This window comes from Streptomyces sp. NPDC057280 (assembly GCF_042668605.1).
Lineage (GTDB): Bacteria > Actinomycetota > Actinomycetes > Streptomycetales > Streptomycetaceae > Streptomyces.
Map to the genome: position 1 here is coordinate 532,746 of NZ_JBHUYR010000001.1, position 17,676 is coordinate 550,421.

Annotated in this window: 14 protein-coding genes; 8 read left to right on the plus strand and 6 right to left on the minus strand. The window is 70.2% G+C overall.

What is annotated here, in order from left to right:
- Positions 1-9 precede the first annotated feature (9 nt).
- Together htpG and ACFUO4_RS02370 are read right to left on the minus strand one after the other, a co-directional pair.
- Complete coding sequence (htpG, locus tag ACFUO4_RS02365; protein ID WP_383479022.1) at positions 10-1,911, minus strand: molecular chaperone HtpG; 1,902 nt, start codon at positions 1,909-1,911, stop codon at positions 10-12.
- A gap of 105 nt (positions 1,912-2,016) precedes the next feature.
- On the minus strand, positions 2,017-2,739 hold the full coding sequence (locus ACFUO4_RS02370) for a DUF4097 family beta strand repeat-containing protein (protein WP_383479025.1): 723 nt from the start codon (positions 2,737-2,739) through the stop codon (positions 2,017-2,019).
- Between the two features lie 136 nt (positions 2,740-2,875).
- Between ACFUO4_RS02370 and ACFUO4_RS02375 the strand changes: the two genes are divergently transcribed.
- Entirely contained in the window at positions 2,876-3,535 is a 660-nt protein-coding gene (locus tag ACFUO4_RS02375; protein ID WP_383482231.1) for a glyoxalase, read from the plus strand.
- Positions 3,536-3,592: 57 nt separating this feature from the next.
- Positions 3,593-5,107, plus strand: coding sequence for a HEAT repeat domain-containing protein (locus ACFUO4_RS02380; protein ID WP_383479028.1), 1,515 nt, complete (start codon positions 3,593-3,595; stop codon positions 5,105-5,107).
- Here the strand turns inward: ACFUO4_RS02380 and ACFUO4_RS02385 are convergent.
- Complete coding sequence (locus ACFUO4_RS02385) at positions 5,093-6,361, minus strand: acyltransferase family protein (RefSeq protein WP_383479030.1); 1,269 nt, start codon at positions 6,359-6,361, stop codon at positions 5,093-5,095. The genes ACFUO4_RS02380 and ACFUO4_RS02385 overlap by 15 nt on opposite strands.
- Before the next feature lie 165 nt (positions 6,362-6,526).
- Here ACFUO4_RS02385 and ACFUO4_RS02390 point away from each other — a divergent pair, with 165 nt between their 5' ends.
- The 4 genes from ACFUO4_RS02390 to ACFUO4_RS02405 all read left to right on the plus strand — a co-directional run bounded on the left by ACFUO4_RS02390 (position 6,527) and on the right by ACFUO4_RS02405 (position 12,980).
- The gene (locus ACFUO4_RS02390; RefSeq protein WP_383479033.1) at positions 6,527-10,282 is read left to right on the plus strand and encodes a PQQ-binding-like beta-propeller repeat protein; all 3,756 of its coding nucleotides are present in this window, start codon (positions 6,527-6,529) and stop codon (positions 10,280-10,282) included.
- A 332-nt stretch (positions 10,283-10,614) separates the two neighbouring features.
- Positions 10,615-11,385 (plus strand): hypothetical protein, encoded by a 771-nt coding sequence (locus ACFUO4_RS02395; protein WP_383479036.1) that lies wholly within the window; start codon positions 10,615-10,617, stop codon positions 11,383-11,385.
- Positions 11,386-11,417: 32 nt separating this feature from the next.
- Positions 11,418-11,846: a hypothetical protein gene (locus ACFUO4_RS02400; protein WP_383479039.1), complete on the plus strand. Its 429-nt coding sequence runs from the start codon at positions 11,418-11,420 to the stop codon at positions 11,844-11,846.
- Positions 11,847-11,975: 129 nt separating this feature from the next.
- On the plus strand, positions 11,976-12,980 hold the full coding sequence (locus ACFUO4_RS02405; protein ID WP_383479042.1) for an ArsR/SmtB family transcription factor: 1,005 nt from the start codon (positions 11,976-11,978) through the stop codon (positions 12,978-12,980).
- A 12-nt stretch (positions 12,981-12,992) separates the two neighbouring features.
- On the opposite strand, the gene ACFUO4_RS02410 is transcribed toward ACFUO4_RS02405, so the two are convergent.
- The 3 genes from ACFUO4_RS02410 to ACFUO4_RS02420 are packed head-to-tail and all read right to left on the minus strand — an operon-like array spanning position 12,993 to position 16,364.
- Positions 12,993-13,610, minus strand: a complete 618-nt coding sequence (locus ACFUO4_RS02410; protein ID WP_079311036.1) for a hypothetical protein — start codon at positions 13,608-13,610, stop codon at positions 12,993-12,995.
- 20 nt (positions 13,611-13,630) lie between these two features.
- Positions 13,631-15,862 (minus strand): glycoside hydrolase domain-containing protein, encoded by a 2,232-nt coding sequence (locus tag ACFUO4_RS02415; RefSeq protein WP_079311028.1) that lies wholly within the window; start codon positions 15,860-15,862, stop codon positions 13,631-13,633.
- A 28-nt stretch (positions 15,863-15,890) separates the two neighbouring features.
- A complete protein-coding gene (locus ACFUO4_RS02420; RefSeq protein ID WP_079311029.1) occupies positions 15,891-16,364 on the minus strand; it encodes a hypothetical protein in 474 nt (157 codons plus the stop codon).
- Positions 16,365-16,577: 213 nt separating this feature from the next.
- Here ACFUO4_RS02420 and ACFUO4_RS02425 point away from each other — a divergent pair, with 213 nt between their 5' ends.
- A complete protein-coding gene (locus ACFUO4_RS02425; protein ID WP_383479046.1) occupies positions 16,578-16,982 on the plus strand; it encodes a PaaI family thioesterase in 405 nt (134 codons plus the stop codon).
- A gap of 28 nt (positions 16,983-17,010) precedes the next feature.
- Positions 17,011-17,655 carry a TetR/AcrR family transcriptional regulator gene (locus ACFUO4_RS02430; protein WP_383479049.1) on the plus strand — a complete coding sequence of 215 codons (645 nt, stop codon included), beginning with the start codon at positions 17,011-17,013 and terminating at the stop codon, positions 17,653-17,655.
- Positions 17,656-17,676: the final 21 nt, after the last annotated feature.

A 17,676-nucleotide genomic window follows, 5' to 3' on the forward strand; every position in this document is an offset into this window, starting at 1 on the left:
ACCTTTTCTTCAGCGGAGCGTGCGCTCCAGCCGTTCCGCCACCAGCTTGACGAACCGGGCAGGCTCCTTGGGCTGGCCGCCTTCGGCGAGGACGGCGAGTCCGTGCAGCAGTTGGGCCGTCTCGGCGAGCTCCGAGCGGTCCTCCTGCTCCGCGTAGGCCTGCCGCAGGCCACGGACGAGCGCGTGATCAGGGTTGAGCTCGAGAATCCGCTTGGTGACCGGCACCTCCTGGCCCATCGCCCGGTACATGTTCTCCAGCGCCGGGGTGAGGTCATGGGCATCGGAGACGACACACGCCGGCGAGACGGTCAGCCGGGTCGACAGCCGGACGTCCTTGACCTCCTCCCCCAGCTGCTCCTTCATCCACTCCAGCAGGCCGGCATAGCTCTCGTCCTGCTCCTCCCGCGCGCCGTCCTGCTGTTCGCCGCCCTGCACATCGAGGTCGATCTCGCCCTTCGCGACGGACCGCAGCTGCTTGCCCTCGAACTCGCCCACGGCGTCGACCCACACCTCGTCGACGGGGTCGGTCAGCAGCAGGACCTCGACGCCCCGGGCCTTGAACACCTCCATGTGCGGGGAGTTCTCGATGCTCTGCCGGGACTCGCCGGTCAGGTAGTAGATGTGCTCCTGGCCGTCCTTCATCCGCTCCACGTACTGCTGGAGCGTCGTCGGCTCGTCGCCCTCATGGGTGCTGGCGAAGGACGCGACCGCGAGAAGGGCGTCGCGGTTGTCCGGGTCGCCGAGCAGCCCCTCCTTCAGCACGGCACCGAACTCACGCCAGAACGTGGCGTACTTCTCGGGGTCGTTGGCCTTCATCTCCTTGACCGACGACAGGACCTTCTTCGTCAGCCGTCGCTGGATCATCCTGATGTGGCGGTCCTGCTGGAGGATCTCCCGGGACACGTTGAGCGACAGGTCCTGCGCGTCGACGACACCCTTGACGAAGCGGAGGTACGGCGGCAGCAGCGCCTCGCAGTCGTCCATGATCAGCACACGTCGGACGTAGAGCTGCAGACCGCGCCGGAAGTCCCGGGTGAACAGATCGTGCGGGGCGTGAGCCGGCAGGAACAGCAGCGCCTGGTACTCGAAGGTGCCCTCGGCCTGGAGCCGGATCGTCTCCAGAGGGTCGCGCCAGTCGTGGCTGACGTGCTTGTACAGCTCGTGGTACTCGTCCGCCGAGACCTCCTCGCGCGAGCGCGCCCACAGGGCCTTGCGCGAGTTCAGCGTCTCCGGCTCGGCCGACTCCTCGCCGTCGCCGGCCTGCGGGAGGAGACGGATCGGCCAGGTGATGAAGTCCGAGTACCGCTTGACGATCTCCCTGATCTTCCAGGGGGAGGTGTAGTCGTGCAGCTGGTTCTCGGGGTCGGCGGGCTTGAGGTGGAGCGTCACGGACGTGCCCTGCGGCGCCTCCTCGACCTTCTCCAGCGAGTACGTGCCCTCACCACGGGACGACCAGCGGGTGCCGCCGCTCTCGCCGAGGCGCCGGGTCACCAGGGTCATCTCGTCGGCCACCATGAATCCGGCGTAGAACCCGATGCCGAACCGGCCGATCAGCCCCTCCGCGCCGGCCTCGTCCTGGGCCTCCTCCAGCTCCTTGAGGAGGGCGGCCGTGCCGGAGTTGGCGATGGTGCCGATCAACGTGCCGACCTCGTCGTACGACATCCCGATACCGTTGTCCCGCACGGTGAGCGTACGGGCCTCCGGGTCCACGTCGATCTCGATGTGCAGGTCGGAGAGGTCCGCGCCGAGGCTGTCGTCGCGCAGCGCGGCCAGGCGCAGCTTGTCGAGCGCGTCCGAGGCGTTGGAGACGAGCTCCCGCAAGAAGACGTCCTTGTTCGAGTAGACCGAATGGATCATCAGCTGCAACAGCTGACGGGCCTCTACCTGAAACTCAAACGTTTCGGTGGACATGGTTCGCGTGCCCCTCACAGGTCCCTGAGTCGCGGAAAACTGGCGACAGTCACTTTAAAACACCACGTCAGGGTGTTTCACGTGAAACTGACGCCCAGTCACGCCTCAGTCCCGGCGAGCCGTGACATCACCGTTGGTCGTACTCAGCGTCATCAGGCGGTTTCGGTCAGCGTCCGGAGCGTCGACATCGGTCGCGGTACGCCCGTTGTCGGTGCTCATCGTGACGCGGTAAGCCGGGGCATCGCGGGGAACGGTGACATCGACCGAGCCGTTGACGGTCCTCGCGGTCACACCGGAGGGCGCGGCAGCGCACTGCATCACCACGTCGCCGTTGACGGTGCTCGCGTGCAGTCGGCCTGCCTGAAGGGCCGTGGCGCGCACCGAGCCGTTGCGGGTGACCAGACGCAACGGGGCGTGCTCCCGACCGGAGTGGGTCACCGTCACGTCGCCGTTGACGGTCGTGACGTCCAACGCGGCGGCGACGTCCACCACGTCGATGCCGGCGTTGCGGGCAGTGACGGTGATCTTCGCGCCGTCGGGAATCTTGACGTACGGCATCCGCGGACAGCTCTGGTCGTCGCGGTCGGCACAGTCCAGGTCCAGGGTCCAGCGGTCTCCGTGGTGGGACCAGTGCCCGTCGATGCGGTCGTCCACGGTGATGTGATCGCCGTCGGCCGGGCGCAGCCGCAGTCCGTTGTCCGTGCTGATCAGCACTTCGTCCCCGGACGCGGCCGCACGCAGTGCGCTGTCGGCCCGGGGGGCGCCGGAGCCGCCGCCGTCGCAGGCCCCCGCGAACGGCAGCGCCAGCAGCAGTAACGTCGTAGGCATGAGGTGCCGTTGTGACATCAGCTTCATGCCTCAACGGTTTCCCCGCATCGACGCGGCCATGGCGGTGGGTGCGGCGGCCGTCGGGACAACCGGTCAGGATCGGAGAAGCCCCGGGACCCATGCCGGTTCTAGCGTGATGGTCATGGCAACCAAGACTTCCACCGCAGCCGGCATCTCTCTCACGTCCGTCACCCTGGAGGTGACCGACCTGGCCGCCGCCCGCACCTTCTACCGCGCGTTCGGCGTGGACGAATACGTACGCCTCCAAGCCTCCCAGGCCCCGTCCACCGGGTTCCGCGGCTTCACGGTCGCGCTCACCGTCTCCCAGCCGGCCACCGTCGACGGCTTCGTCGAGGCCGCCGTGGAGGCGGGCGCCGTCGTGCTGAAGCCCGCCTCGAAGTCGTTCTGGGGCTATGGCGGTGTCGTCCAGGCGCCGGACGGCACGATCTGGAAGATCGCGACCTCGGCGAAGAAGAACACCGGCCCCGACACCCGCACGGTCGACGAGGTGGTCCTCCTCCTCGGTGTCGAGGACGTGAAGGCCACCAAGCAGTGCTACGTCGGTCAGGGCCTGAGCGTGGCCAAGAGCTTCGGCGGCAAGTACGTCGAGTTCGCCTCCACCGGAAACAGCCCCGTGAAGCTGGCGCTGTACAAGCGCGCGGCCCTCGCCAAGGACCTCGGTGTCCCGGCCGACGGCACCGGCTCCCATCGCGTCGTCCTCGGTGGCACCGCCGACGGCTTCACCGACGCGGACGGCTTCGTGTGGGAGGCCGCACCGGCGGGCGCCAAGCCGTAAGCGGGTCCGTCAGCGCAACCTCCCGTCGGTTCGTCTGTCTGACTTCCCGGGGTGTTCATGACGACGGACCATCAAGTCGCCTTCTTCCTGAGGGAATTGGAGAGGGGCGACACCTGGCGACGGGCGGCAGCGGCGAAGGGGCTCGGGAAACTCGGTGGCAGCGAGCACGCCGCGGTGCTGATGCGGGCGGCCGCCGACCCCGCGCCCGAGGTGCGGGAAGGCGCGGCGGTGGGCCTGGGCAGGCTGGGGGTCCGCGCAGCTGGGGCCAAGGTCTTGCCCGGCCTGATGGCCGACGACGATCCGTGGGTGCGCAGGCAGGCCTCGCTGGCGTCTCTTCGGCTCGGGCTGCGCGGTCGTGAGGTCGTGGACGCCTATGCGCGGCTGCTCGGCGATCCGGACCATCACCTGCGGATCAACGCCCTGGAGGGGTTGCTGGAGTTGGGTGTGCCCGGTGATGTTCCCGCGCTGCTGCGGCTGATGGGTGATCCTCACTACGGCATCTGGGGTCGGGCCCGGGCCATGGTCTCCTTGTTCAAGGACGACCCGGAGGTCGAGGCGGAGTTGGTGCGTACGGCCCGGTGGGGCGCGGACGCCGCCCGTGTGCCCGCCCTGTGGATGCTGCCGGACCGGCACGTCGACCGGCTGCTGCCCTCGTTGGTGAAGGATCTGGCAGGCGGCCCCTCGTCCGAGGTGCGCTGTGCTGTGGCTTTCCGGCTGGCGAGCAGGGACCGCCCGCAGGCGCAGGACGCGGTTTTCAATGCCCTGGCAGCGGAACGGGACCCGCAGGTGGCGACACAGCTGCTGTTTCGGCTCGGCCGATCCGGCGACGAACGGCTGCTGGAGCCGGCCTCACGCTGGCTGGGCGACGAGCGGGCGGGGCCGGCGGCCGCCGCTGCTCTGGGATCCGTCCGTGGCAAAGCCGCCACGAGGCTCTTGCGCGCTGTTCTCACGGACCCGGCAACGCCCGCCCCCATCCTCGCGGCGGCAGCGACGGCATACGGCGAGCTGGGCAGTTGGGATGCCGTGTGGCTGCTGCTCCCCTTGCTGGACCATGCCGCGCCCGAGGTGTACGCAGGCGCGCTGCGCGGCCTCGACGCCCTGGCGGACACCGGATTCCGGCCGTGGGAGCGCGCGGCGGTCGCCCGGGCGCTGGTGCCCCGTCTCGACACCCGTCCCATCCTGGTCGGGGTGGCGGAGAGAGTCCTGACGGGCCTGGCGGAAGCCCTGCCCGGCCTGCGGCAGCTGGTGGACCGAACCGCCTCCCCATTGGTCCGAGCCGCCGCACTCTCCCTCCTGGACCCGCACCTCGCGACGGATGCCCACACCGTGGACGATCTTCCGCTCTTCGTACGGCACTTGGACGACGCGGATGGGTGGGTGCGCCGGACCGCCGCCCGAGGCATCGCCCACTGGGTGAAGGAGACGCACACGATCCCTCCGGGAGCGGAGCGGCTGCGCGACCTGCTCACGGCCCTGGAACCGGACCCCGCCGGTTTCGTGCGCGAGGCGGCGGCCGAGGCGCTGCGGGCCCTGGACGACTGCCAGAACGAGGCCGGCTCAACGCCGAGTTAGCGCGTACCTGCGTCCCCAGGCCTGGCTCGGCGCTTCGATGCAGCGGTGGGTCAGCGCGCACAACGGGAGCAGTACGAGGAAGAACGCCGCCAGCAGTGCTGGACTGTCCCGGTGTTGGCGGCCGAGGGTGTGGTCGATCACCGCCAGCAGCACCGGATGCACCAGATAGACGGAGTAGCTGATGGTTCCCAGCGCGGTGAGCGGGCGGGGGATGTGCCGGTGGCGCAGTGCCAGTGCGGCGCCGAAGGTGAGGACGGCCAATACGAAGGCCGCGATCCAGCCGCGTCGCGTGAAGTGGTCCCCGTCGCCGAACCGGTACGCGCAGCCCACGGCACAGGCGATGACGACCACCGCGGCGCCGGCCGCGAGCCGTCGGCTGATCTGTTGCCTCTCGGCGCGGTAGACCACCGTACCGAGGAACATCACGGCGAGGATCACCAGCCCTTCCCACGTCGGGACCGTGCCGTTGAGCACGACCAGGACGAGCGCCAGCAGGCCGCCCAGCACTCCCCCGAACCTTCGCAGCACGGGTGAGCCGGCGCTCGCGCAGCAGACGGCGACCGTCATGGCGATCGCGGCGGCAGCGGCCGACGGGCCGGTGCCGAAGGTGCCGGACAGCGCGGAGGGCCGCAGCACCGTCTGCGCCGCCACGCTCACGGCGGCCAGCACGGCCGACGTGACGGCCAAGGCGGCGGATTGCCGGTGCCGGTTGACCGTGAAGAGCGCGACGACCAGGAGATAGAACGCCATCTCGTACGAGAGGGTCCACAGGGTCAGCAGGAGGCTCGGTGTGCCCAGCAGCTCCTGGAGCATGGTGACGTGCGCGACGGCCACCGTGGCGGCGCTGTGCCCGCCGAGGTCGGGCAGCCGGGCCAGTCCCAGGAGGTTGACGGCGAGGAGGGCCGTGACGGCTGCCGCCCACATCGGGTACATGCGGAAGAACCGTCCGGTCCAGAACGTGCGCACACAGCCCCGGCGTTCCAGCGACGCGGGGATGATGTAGCCGCTGACCAGGAAGAACACCATGATCCCGTAGCGGCTGGTGTTGAACTGCGGCATCAGCTCCCGCCGGAAGTCCGCCATGAACGTGTAGGACGCGTGGTCGAAGACCACGACGAGTGCGGCGAGGCCGCGCAACGCGTCCAGCCAGCCCAGCCGCGACGGCCCCGCCGATGCGACGGCGGATCTCGGCGTTGTCTCCGGGGCGGACGGTGGGGGTGCTGGTGAAGCGGGGGCGGGGGGCGGTGATTCCATGCCGGGGCAGCGTCCTCTTCGGTGACGTGTGGGTCGGAGTGCGGATGCGGTGCGGGCGGGTGCCGTCCGTTCCGGGCGCAGGGGCGCCACGCACGTCAACGAGTCCAGTCACCGGGGCGTTGTTCGGCAGCACCGTTTTGGCGATCGAACAATGACGGGCCGTATATGTCCTCGTGGAGAGTGCGGTGCGAGGGGGTGGACGGGGTGGCGGGGCGTCGTGAGGTGCCGGTGGACCCGGCGGCGGGTCCGGTGCAGCGGTTCGCGTTCGAGTTACGTCGGCTGCGGGCGGAGGCGGGCGAGATGACCTACCGGGCGCTGGCCTCCCGCGCGGGCTACTCCGTGACGACGCTGTCGCAGGCGGCAGCGGGCGAGGTGTTGCCGACGCTGCCGGTGGTGCTGGCCTATGTGCGGGCCTGTGGCGGTGATGCCGCCCGATGGGAAGCGCGATGGCAGCAGGCCGTGCGGGAGTGCGCCGACAGCACGCCTGAGGAGGACGGGGCCCTTGTCCCGTACCGCGGCCTGGCTCGGTTCGAGCCCGGTGACAGCCATCTCTTCTTCGGCCGGGAACAGCTCACGGCCGACCTGGTCGACCTGATGCGCCGCCGCCGTGTCGCCGCGCTGTTCGGCCCGTCCGGCAGCGGCAAGTCCTCCCTGCTGCGGGCTGGCCTGACCCCCGCCCTGCGACGTCCCGGCCTGCCGGACCCACCGCCTGCCGCGATCCGGATCCTGACGCCGGGCGAGCGCCCCGCCCGCACCCACGCATCTCTGCTCACCCCGGCTCAAGGCCGGGATGCCGCTGCGGACACGGTCGTCATCGTCGACCAGTTCGAGGAGGTCTTCACCCTCTGCCACGATCCGGCGGAGCGGGCCCGCTTCATCGACCTGCTGCTCAGCGCCCGGCAGCCCGAGCGCCGCATGCGGGTGCTGCTGGCGGTCCGGGGCGACTTCTACGGCCGCTGCGCCGAGCACCGCGGCCTGGCCGACGCTCTGCGCGACGCCAACCTGCTGGTCGGCGCGATGACCTCAACCGAGCTGCGGCACGCCGTCGTCAAGCCGGCCACGCACGCCGGACTGAAGGTGGAACGTGCCCTGACCGCCCGGCTGGTCAAGGACGTCGCCGACGCGCCCGCCGGGCTGCCGCTGCTGTCCCACGCACTCCTGGAGACCTGGCGCCGTCGGCGCGGCAAGACCCTCACGCTGGCGGGCTACGAGGCGGCCGGTTGCCTGGACGGCGCGATCGCCCAGAGCGCCGAGCAGTTGTACGACGGTTTCACCGCCGACCAGGCGGTGGCCTGCCGCCGGATACTGCTGCGGCTGATCGCCCCGGGGGACGGCACGCCCGACACCCGCCGTCCGGTCGACCGCGCCGAACTGCCCGGCACCGAAGCGGGCGACGGCACCGAGGTGCTCGAGGCGCTGGCCGCGGCCCGGCTGATCACACTGGACGGTGACAGGGTCGAGCTGGCCCACGAGGCCCTGATCACGGCGTGGCCCCGGCTGCGCGGATGGATCGAGGACGACCGCGAACGGCTGCGCGTGCACCGGGGCCTCACCGAGGCGGCCCACGCCTGGCTGGAACTGGACCGCGACCCGGGCGCCTTGTACCGGGGCAGTCGGCTCGCCCTCGCCCAGGACGCCCTCGGCGCCGCGCCGCACGGGGAGTTGACCGACGTGGAGCGTGCCTTCCTCGACGCCGGCCGCGCCCATGCACACAGGGGCCGACGCCGCCATCGGCTGGTGCTCGGCGCCGTCACCACCGCCCTGTGCCTCGCCCTCCTCGCCGCCGGCCTCGCGGTCAGGCAGTGGCACAACGCGGTCAGCGCCCAACAGCTCGCCCAGTCCCGGCAGTTGGCCGCGCAGTCCCGAGCCCTGCTGGACACCGAACCCGACCTTGCCGCACTGCTCGCCGTCCACGCCTACCGCACCAGCCCGAGCCGCGAAGCCACCGCCGCGCTGTATGCCGCCGCCGCGCTACCGCTGCCCCAGCGGCTGACCGCCGGCACCGCACCCGTGCAGTCCCTCGCCCTCAGCCCGGACGGACGCACCCTCGCCACGCAGAGCGCGGACGGCACCGTACGGATATGGAAGCTGCCCGAGGGCAGGCTCCTGCGCACGCTCGCCGACCAGCGCATCACGTCCGTCGCGGCGTTCAGCCCCGATGGACACACCCTTGCCACGACCACGGAGGGCACGACAGGCCGACTCGCGCTGTGGGATGCGGAAACGGGCCGGAAGCTCGCCGCCTTCGCCGTACCCGACCATCCGGTGCGTGCGGCCGTCTTCAGTCCCGACGGCCGCAGCCTGGCAGCCGCCTCTCGTACGGGCGTACGGATCTGGGACGTCACCACCGGCCGTGCCCGCCACCACTTCACCGGCCTGCCCGACCTGGAGACGGTCGCCTTCGGCCCGGGCGGACGCACCCTCGTGGCGGTCACCGTCGACGGACGCACAAGGGTGTGGGACCCCACCACCGGCCGGACCCGGCCCACCGGCCACCACCGCACGCACCCCTACGCGTACACGGCGGTCCTCAGCCCTGACGGCCGGACCTACGCGTACGTCGGCAGCGAAGGAACCCTGCAGTTACGGGACGTGGCCACCGACAAGGTCCGGCACACCCTCGACGCCCGCCCCCACACGTCGAGCCGAGTGGCCTTCTCCCCCGACGGACGCACCCTCGCCGTCCCGGGCATCAACGACACCGTGAGCCTGTGGGACACCGCCACCGGCGCCCTGCGGTCCACCGTCACCGCGGGCCATCACGCCCGCGGGGTCATGGCGGTGGCCCTCGGTACGGACGGGCGGACCCTGATCACCAGCAGCAACCTCGATCCCACCGTCCGAGTCCACCGTCTGCCCGCCGACCGTCCGCGGACCCTCCACACCGGCACTTCTCTCAGCGACCTGGCCTTCAGCCGGGACGGGCGCACGCTGGCCACCGTGCGCCCGGGTCCGCCGGGCCGCGGGGTCATCCAGCTCTGGAACGCCCGTACCGGCCACCCCCGATCCGCCCTGAAGCTCGACACCGAACCGGCGCCGCACGGGTCGCAGCCGCCGACCGTGATGCCCCGCCCCGCCGCCGTGACGCTCGGCCCGACCGGCCAGGGCCTGGCCGCCCGGACGCTTCGCGCCTCCCTCCGCGACCAACGGATCGAGGTCAGGGACGTCACCACCGGCCGCCTGCGCCACAGCCGGGTCCAGGGCGCCCTCGACGGGGCCGTCTTCAGTCCCGACGGCACACGTCTCGCGCTCGTCGGCCGGGACGGATCGGTGCGTATCTGGCACCTTGGGACCGGGGACCTCCACGTCGCCCGCACCGCCGACGACCAGCCCGTCAGAACGGTCGCCTTCACCCCCGACGGCCGCACCCTCGCCGTCGTACGCATCACACCGACCGGCGAACGGATCACTCTGCACGACGCCGTGACCGGGCACCCCCGGCGCAGCATCGACCCGGGCACCACAGCCCCGCTGACCCTGGCGTTCGGCCCGGACGGACACACCCTGGCCACCGCGAGCACCGGCAACGGGACCGTCAGGACCTGGGACACCCGCACCGGACGGCTCCAGGGCACCTTCCGTGTCAGCGCCGAGGTGTCTTCACTCGCCTTCAGCCCGGGCGGACGCACCCTGGCCGCCGGCAGCCTCCGCGGAGTCCAGCTGTGGGACCTCGCCACCCTCCAACCCCGCGCCACGCTGCCCGCCCGCACGCCGACCACACTGGAATTCAGCCCCGACGGACGCACGCTCGCCGTCGCCGACGGCGGCACCGCCGAGCTGTGGAGCATCGACCTGCCCGACCCGGACCAGGCGATCCGCACCATCTGCCAGGCCGACACCGACCCCCTCACCCCACACGAACGCTCCGCCTACCTGCACAACCAGTTCACCGACACCGGTTGCCCCACCACTGCGCGGTAACTGGTCGGCATCACCGAGTCCCGGTCCGTTCATCTTTTCCATCCTCATCGAATTCATTGCCGGTCGCCGCCCGGTCACGCGACTATCTGCTGGCGTTACCAGGGCGACGTTTTCCTGCCGGAACGGGCGACCTACCGGTATGCGATAAAAGGGGGCAACCAGTGGCGGCATCTCGGCGAACTCCCGGCGCGCGTCGGCCCTTTGTCGTGGCCGGTGTCGTGTCCGTGGCCTTGGCCGCCCTGGCAGGCGGCATGCACACATTCACCGATTCCTCGCCGTCCTCCTCGACTGCCGTGGCCGGAAAGGCACCGCGTGAGCCGTCGCGGCAGGAGGTGAGTCTTCTGCATGACGCCGGTGAGATCCTGCTGCGTGACTGCATGGAGCGGAAGGGCTTCGCATACCAGCCGGTCAAGGAGAACCCGGTGCCGGACGCCCGGGAGTTTCCTTACGTACTCGACGACGTGGCGTGGGCCCGGAAACACGGATACGGCTCGGACATACAACACGAACTGTCCGAGATGAAGAGAACAGACGCCAACCAGCGTTATTTCCGCGGTCTTCCGTCCGAACGACGGGCGGCGGCCCTGACGGCGGCCAACGGTTCCCGCCCCCTGACGGTGACGGCCAGGACCCCCGACGGCATGGTGTACCAACGCAGTCCCGAGGGCTGCCAGTCGGAGGCCGACACGACGCTCTACGGCAATCTGCACGAGTGGTTCCAGGCGAAAGTGACCGTCGACGCACTCACGGCGATCCGCCAGGGAAAGGTCATCGCGGATCGGCGGTTCACCGAGGCGGTCGAACCCTGGGCCGCGTGCATGCGGGCAGCCGGCCACCCCTATCCGAGCCCCATTGACCTGCGCAAGCAGACCAGTTCGCGCAGGCCTCCGCTGTCCCGGAGCGAGGAGATCTCACTCGCCGTCACCGAGGCGCAATGCGCCCACACCTCGGGCTTGGCGAAGACCGCACGGGAGTTGGACCTGCGGTACGGCCGCCGCCTCGAGCGGCAATACCAGTCGGCCGTGCGCACCTACCAGGAACTGCGACTGAACGCACTCGCGCGTGCCCGCGAACTCACCCGGAACGCCGGCACATCCTCATGAACCCGAAAGAATCCGCAACGAGAGGAAAGAACATGAGAACCGTACGCACCATTCTGATCGGCGCGGCTCTCGCCGCCGTGACGGTGACAGCCACACCGCTCACCGCACAGGCATCCGAACCCGCTCCCGTCCCCTCGGCGCGCCCGGCGGCCGACGGCCTTCTCCACGTCTACTACAACAGGGGCTACTCGGGGTGGTGCGACGACTGGTCGGGAGAAGCCCCGGACTGGGGCAGCTGCCGCAACCAGGTCAGTTCACTCTGGAACAACGGCTATCCGGGCAACCTGGACGACGTCTGGGTGTACTGGGGCCTGAATTACACCGGTGCACGTCGGGGTGTCTACAACGGCGTAGGCCTGAGCGACCTTCGCGAGTGGACCTTCGACGCGAACACCGGCCCCGGGTCAGGGGAATGGCTCAACGACAACATCTCCTCGCATCGGTGGACGAATCTGCCCTGAGGGGGAACCCGCCATTCTCCAGCCGGAATCGGCCACTCCCACAACCCTCGCCCCAGCATGAGGCTCCTACTTCCGCGGAACCGTTTCCAGGCCCCTGACCAAGGCCTGCCTCGCATTTCGGGGGATGACATGCTGACGTTCCATTTCACGAGCGCGGACATCGCACGCGTACGGGTGGCGAGCAGACCGGATCCGATGTGGGAGCTGCTGCTCAGCCTGCATCTGGCCAGGGGCGACGACGGTGCGGTCGTCTTCGGACCGTGGAAGAGGCAGGTGCGGTCGCGGCTCTCCGCCGCGGTCCACCTGCTCTTCGACCTCGCCCCGCCCCGGGGCTACTCGGCCGACTTCCTCACCCCGGCCCCCGGCGGGGACGGGCTGGAGGCGGGGCTCGAAGCCGTTCTGTCCACCCCTCGGCGAGTGCTGCGCCGGGACATCGGCAGGCTGGCCGCCGCCCGGCGTCCCGGCACCTGGATCCGTTCCCTGGCCGACGGGGATCTGAGCGCCCTGCGCCGCCTCGACCGGACCCTGCGCGACTACTTCGCCCTCGCCCTGCGACCGCACTGGGCCCGGGTGCGCACGGCTTTCGACCGAGACCGGGCGCTGCGGATGCGGGCCATGACGGACGGGGGCGTCGAGGGCATGCTGGCCACCCTGCACCCGGACCTGCGCTGGCGGTCCGGCCGGCTCACCGTGGCCAGCGCCTGCGACCGCGACATCCATCTCGACGGGCGGGGTCTGCTCCTGCTGCCGTCGTTCTTCTGCTGGCGCGCTCCGATCACCCTGCGCGATCCCGGTCTGCCTCCGGTGATCGTCCATCCGATCGCCCACGACCTGGGCTGGGCGCAGCCGGAGGCCGAGCCGGCCGGCGACCCACGGGAGGCCCTGCGCACCCTCCTGGGCCGTACCCGCGCCGATCTGCTCGCCGCGCTCATCACGGACGGCGGGTCGACCGGGGAACTCGCCCGGCGGCTCATCGTCTCCCCCGCCTCGGTGTCGCAGCACACCGCCGCTCTGCGTGAATCCGGGCTGATCGTCACCCGGCGCCGCGGACCGGCCGTCCACCACAGCGCGACCCCGCTGGGGGAGGCGCTGGTGGACGGCCGCCGCGGCATCCCACCGGTCACGTCCGGATGAACGCGACCCCGGTCAGGCGCCCAGGGTGAGCACTCCCGCGCCCTGCCCCGGAGCCTGGGTCCAGCCCTTGATCCGCTGGGCGAGGCCGCGGAGCCGGGGATCACCGGGGCGTACGGCGATCTGGAAGTGCGCCGCGTGCGGTCGGCGCAGGTGGCCGCCCCAGGCCACCACTCCCCCGCACTCCTTGAGGATGTCGCGCACCACGGCCAGCTGTGGGGGGAACAACACGCCGGTCGCGCCCAGGGGGTAGGCGGCCGGGCGTATCTCGACGGCCGTGCCGGAGGCGTAGTTGGTGGTGTGTCCCGTCAGCCCCGCCGCGGGGCGGTGCCCGGCGAGCTCGTGGCGGGCCACCTCCTCGACCTCGTAGTGGAAGCGGCGGACGACGTGCAGGAGCACCGTGGAGACGTCGCCCTCCAGCAGCGCGACGGAGGCCGGGGTGCCCGGGACCGGCAGGGTGCTGATGCCGGTACTGGTGAACGGCCATCCGTTGGTGCCGGCGGTTCGGGTCGCGGCCGAGGCGGGAGCGGCCGACGGCAAGGAGATGCCGGCCGCCACCGCCCCCGCGAGCCCGGTGAGCAGCAGGGTCCGCCGGGGCAGGCCTCCGCCGCCGGGTCTGTCCGTGTCTCTCATCCGCATGCCGGTTCCCCCCGTCAGCGGCGCAGGGCCGCGTTGTAGGTCTCGAAGATGCTGTAGAGGTCGCGGGCTCGACGACCGTATTCGTCAGCGCCGTTGTACTGGGCGAGCACCGTGACGATCTCGGCGTCGGAGTAGCTCAGCCGGTCGGTCGTGATGCCGTTGATGGCGGCGGACCAGATGTGGATCAGGGGGACGGTGCTCACGTTGTAGTCGTCGTCGTTGCGCAGCTGGTCCCAGACCGCCCGGCGCGCCCGCCAGTCCTCCGTGTCCTGGATCGGGCCCGAGATCACGTCCGCGCGGATGCAGTGGTTGCGGGCCTTGATCCCGGTCCTGCCGAAGATCTGGGCGACGCCCGTGCTGGAGTCGTCCTTGATCACGGTCGGCGGGGAGGGCGGTGACCCGACGGGGTCCTGCTCCCAGGCGGCCTGCGCCTCCTTCCAGTTGAAGTAGGAGTCGACCAGCACATCCACGGCCTCGTCGGTGAAGTCGGCCTGGTACTCCCAGAAGACCACGGCCTGGATCAGCGATTTGCGCATCCGGAAGGACCGGGCGAGACCTGTGATCAGCGCGTCCATGTCGAGGACCTTGCCGATGCACTCCGCGGGGGTGCGGTCCCGGTACCAGTCGTCGTGGCCGTTGGCGACGATGTAGGTGCCGAGATCCGTGGTCAGGGCACCCCGGCGGTTCATGTCGAAGGGCACGTCCAGCGCGGTGTCCGGCCCCCGGGGCGTGAACTGGGTCTGCCCGGTGTCGCGTCCGGACGCGACATCCTTGTCGATCTCGATGAAGCCGGTGCCCGACCCCACGGTGATCGTCGCGATCTGGTCGAAGGCCCAGTCCTTCGGCAGCGGGAAGCCCAGGTTGCCGCTGTAGCCGGTCGACATGTCCGACACGAAACTGGACACCGTCAGACCGGCCTTGGCGAGCCGGCTGCAGATGTTGCGGGGCGCGTAGACGCCGACGCGGTATTCGCTGCCGTAGGCGGCCATACGGCCCGTCAGCCCGCGGAAGTGCGGAATGACCCGGCTGGTGATCTCCTCGTCGACGGCGTCGTAGTCGACGGAGAAGTAGATGGTGGTCCCGGCACGGAAGCCGTGTCCGCGGGCCGCCTCCAGGGCCGCCAGGGCGTCCGTGGCGCCCTGGTGCGCGTTGAAGTACTCCGGATCGCCGCCGTTGGTCTGGTAGATCGGGAAGACCGACAGGCCGCCCGCGACGATGTTGGCGAGCTCTCCGGGCTGGATCTTCTTGTTCTTCGGGTTCGTGACGTTCGCGTTGGTCAAGTACCGCCCCACCGTGGTGTATCCGGCGGCGCGCAGCGACTGGGCGCGGGCCGGGGTGATCTCGGTGATGCAGTCGGCCGCGGTGCCGGGCCGGCTCGGGTCGCCGGTACTGACCAGCAGCGAGGCCCAGGTGCGGAAGTCCGCGGTGCCGGTGGTGGGCAGCAGTTGGGCGAAGCGCTGGAAGTCCACGACGGTACTGAGCAGCGATCCCGAGTAGAAACCGTCGAACGCGACGTCCCAGCCGTTGAACCGCATCGCCGCCTGGAACAGGTGCACGAACTGCTTGGTGCCGTCGGCCGAACCGAGGCCGAGCATCGCCTGCGCCCTGATGCCGTCCTGAGTGCCGGGACCGAAACGCCCGTTGGCGACGTCGTCGCTCATCCCGATCTCGTACTGGAGGGCGAAGACCAGCGCCTTCTGCACGTCCCGGGAGAAGTTCCCGTCGGCCGGGCAGATGAAGAACTCCCGCCGCTGGACGTACCGTCCGTTGAGCCACTGCTGGATCTGGCGCACCTGATCGGTACCGTTGCCGACCCGCACGTACGGGTCCATGGTGAGGAGCGCCTTGAACACCTTCGGCTGCAGCCCGTTGCCCGGATAGGTCCCGCCGACGCCCATGTCGGCCTTGAGCCGGGCGACCGAGTCCGCGGTCCTGCCGTTGTAGGTGCCGTCGATGCCGCCGCCGTCATAGCCCTTGCAGTACAGGCCCGACTGGATGACGCGGTAGATGTTCTCGTGCCGGGTCCGGTCGTCGATCTGCGCCCCGTACCGGGACTGGAGCTGGCTCAGCGTCGTCGGACCGAAGGAGTCCGACAGTGTGGTGATGCCCAGCTCGTACTGGAGCGCCCGGGTCAGGCCGTACATCACCGTCCAGCTGGTGCGCCCGTTCACCTCCACCTTCGGGATGCCGGGCACGTTGTAGGAGTTGATGAACTGCTGCGCGCGTTCCACCATCTCGTCGGCCATGTGCGCCTCTTCTCGGTGTGGTGGGGCGTCAGACCCAGTCCTGGTAGATGCCGCCGTTGCAGCCGGTGGTGCGGAAGCCGCTGTCGTCGCTGTCGTCGATGCAGTCGTCCGTGTACTGGTTGCGGAAGGTGAGGCGCACCGAGTGGTGGCGGATGACGTACCAGCTCACGTTCTCGGAGCTGTCGCAGTGCTGGGTGCTGAACCCGGCCGGGCCGTCGTAGAGGCAGCGGCCGGTGATCTTGTTCTGGAAGCGGCGCGTGCCGTCGTTGAAGACGTGGACGTCCCACTGCTGGTACTGGCCGCTGTTGCAGGGAAACGTACGGAACCCGTACTCGAAGCTGTCGTCCATGCAACGCAGCGTGCCGAGGCTCTGGAAGGTGTTCACGACGAGGACGGAGGTCCCGCCGTCCTGGGACTCCTGTACGGCCTCGGCGCTGCCGGTCGTGGTGACCAGCGCGCCCGCGCAGAGCAGGGCCGCGGCCGCGGTCTTGAGTGACTTCATGTCATCCCCCGGATGCTGAGTGGTCGGACTCGCACGCCCAGACTGGAACCAGGGCCTCATGGTCACCAGACGTTTCAGCTATAACCGAAAGGAGGTTCGCGACGATGGCGGGGTCAGGAGGTGCGGGCCACCTCGGAACGGCCGGAAGTCCCGAGTTGACGACCTGACTTAACGTCGATAACTTAACGGCCTTCACTCAGATGGGAGCAGGCCGTGCCCACACTCGGAGCCGAGGACGTCTACGCCCTCGCGCCGTACGCCAAGACCCTCGGGGTCGTGTTCGACGAGATGACGCCGGCCGGCGTTCGGGCCACGCTGGCACACGATCATTCGCTCTCCACCGTGGGCGGCGGCCTCCATGGAGGCGCGTTGATGGGACTCGCCGATGTGAGCGCCGCCGTGTGCGCCGCCCTCAACGGCCCCGTCGGCGCCGCGCCGGCCACCGTGGAGTCGACCACGCACTTCCTGCGGCCGGCGCACACCAGCGTCGTCGCGACGGCTCGCCCCCTGCGCGTGGGTCGCAACACCGTCATCGAGGTCGACGTGCACGACGCCGAGGGCGAACTGTGCGCCCGGGTGACCCAGGTGGTCACCGCCGTCAAACCGAAGACAGTCTGATGCCGCCCTCTTCCCGAAGCGCCTCGCTGTGACCGGCTCCCGCGTTCGCGCCGCCAAGGGTCAGGGCGGCCTGCTCCGTGAGCAGCTTCTCGACATCGCCGGTCAACTGCTCGAAGACGGTGGTGCCGACGCTCTGACGATCCGCGCGGTGGCGACCAGCGCGGGAGTCACCCCGCCGGCGGTCTATCTCCACTTCGCCTCGAAGAGGGAACTCGTCCACGCCACGTGCCTGCGGGTGTGGAGTTCGCTGTTCAGCGAACTGGAAGCCGTGTCGCAGGGGGTCCAGGATCCGGTGACGGCCCTCTACGAAACCTGCGTCGCCTACATCGCGTTCGGGCTGCGCCATCCCGCTCAGTACCGGCTGGTGATGGACGGCGAGGCGACCGAGGCCAGTCGCCAGAACGAGGACGCGTGTTTCCGCTACTTCCGGGAGAAGGTCGCGGCCTGCGCGGACGCCGGAGTACCGGTGGAGAGCACCACCGAGACCGCCAGACTGCTGTGTTCCGGCGTACACGGCGCGGTCAGCCTCCTCATCCACCAGGAACGCGACGTATGGCCACCGGACACCGCGGCCTTCGCCGACAGAGCGGCATCCTCAACAGTGCACGGCGTGCTGCTCACCGCATCGCACACCTTCCGCCCCTCGATGTCCACCGTGATCCGCTCGGGCTGAACCCGTGCGCGTGCCTGACGC

Coding starts and splice junctions, on each gene's coding strand:
- ACFUO4_RS02415 (WP_079311028.1), bottom strand. CDS start 15,862: ATGGCCGACGAGATGGTGGAACGCGCGCAGCAGTTCATCAACTCCTAC.
- ACFUO4_RS02410 (WP_079311036.1), bottom strand. CDS start 13,610: ATGAGAGACACGGACAGACCCGGCGGCGGAGGCCTGCCCCGGCGGACC.
- ACFUO4_RS02400 (WP_383479039.1), top strand. CDS start 11,418: ATGAGAACCGTACGCACCATTCTGATCGGCGCGGCTCTCGCCGCCGTG.
- ACFUO4_RS02385 (WP_383479030.1), bottom strand. CDS start 6,361: ATGGAATCACCGCCCCCCGCCCCCGCTTCACCAGCACCCCCACCGTCC.
- ACFUO4_RS02380 (WP_383479028.1), top strand. CDS start 3,593: ATGACGACGGACCATCAAGTCGCCTTCTTCCTGAGGGAATTGGAGAGG.
- ACFUO4_RS02420 (WP_079311029.1), bottom strand. CDS start 16,364: ATGAAGTCACTCAAGACCGCGGCCGCGGCCCTGCTCTGCGCGGGCGCG.
- ACFUO4_RS02370 (WP_383479025.1), bottom strand. CDS start 2,739: ATGCCTACGACGTTACTGCTGCTGGCGCTGCCGTTCGCGGGGGCCTGC.
- htpG (WP_383479022.1), bottom strand. CDS start 1,911: ATGTCCACCGAAACGTTTGAGTTTCAGGTAGAGGCCCGTCAGCTGTTG.
- ACFUO4_RS02375 (WP_383482231.1), top strand. CDS start 2,876: ATGGTCATGGCAACCAAGACTTCCACCGCAGCCGGCATCTCTCTCACG.
- ACFUO4_RS02405 (WP_383479042.1), top strand. CDS start 11,976: ATGCTGACGTTCCATTTCACGAGCGCGGACATCGCACGCGTACGGGTG.
- ACFUO4_RS02390 (WP_383479033.1), top strand. CDS start 6,527: ATGTCCTCGTGGAGAGTGCGGTGCGAGGGGGTGGACGGGGTGGCGGGG.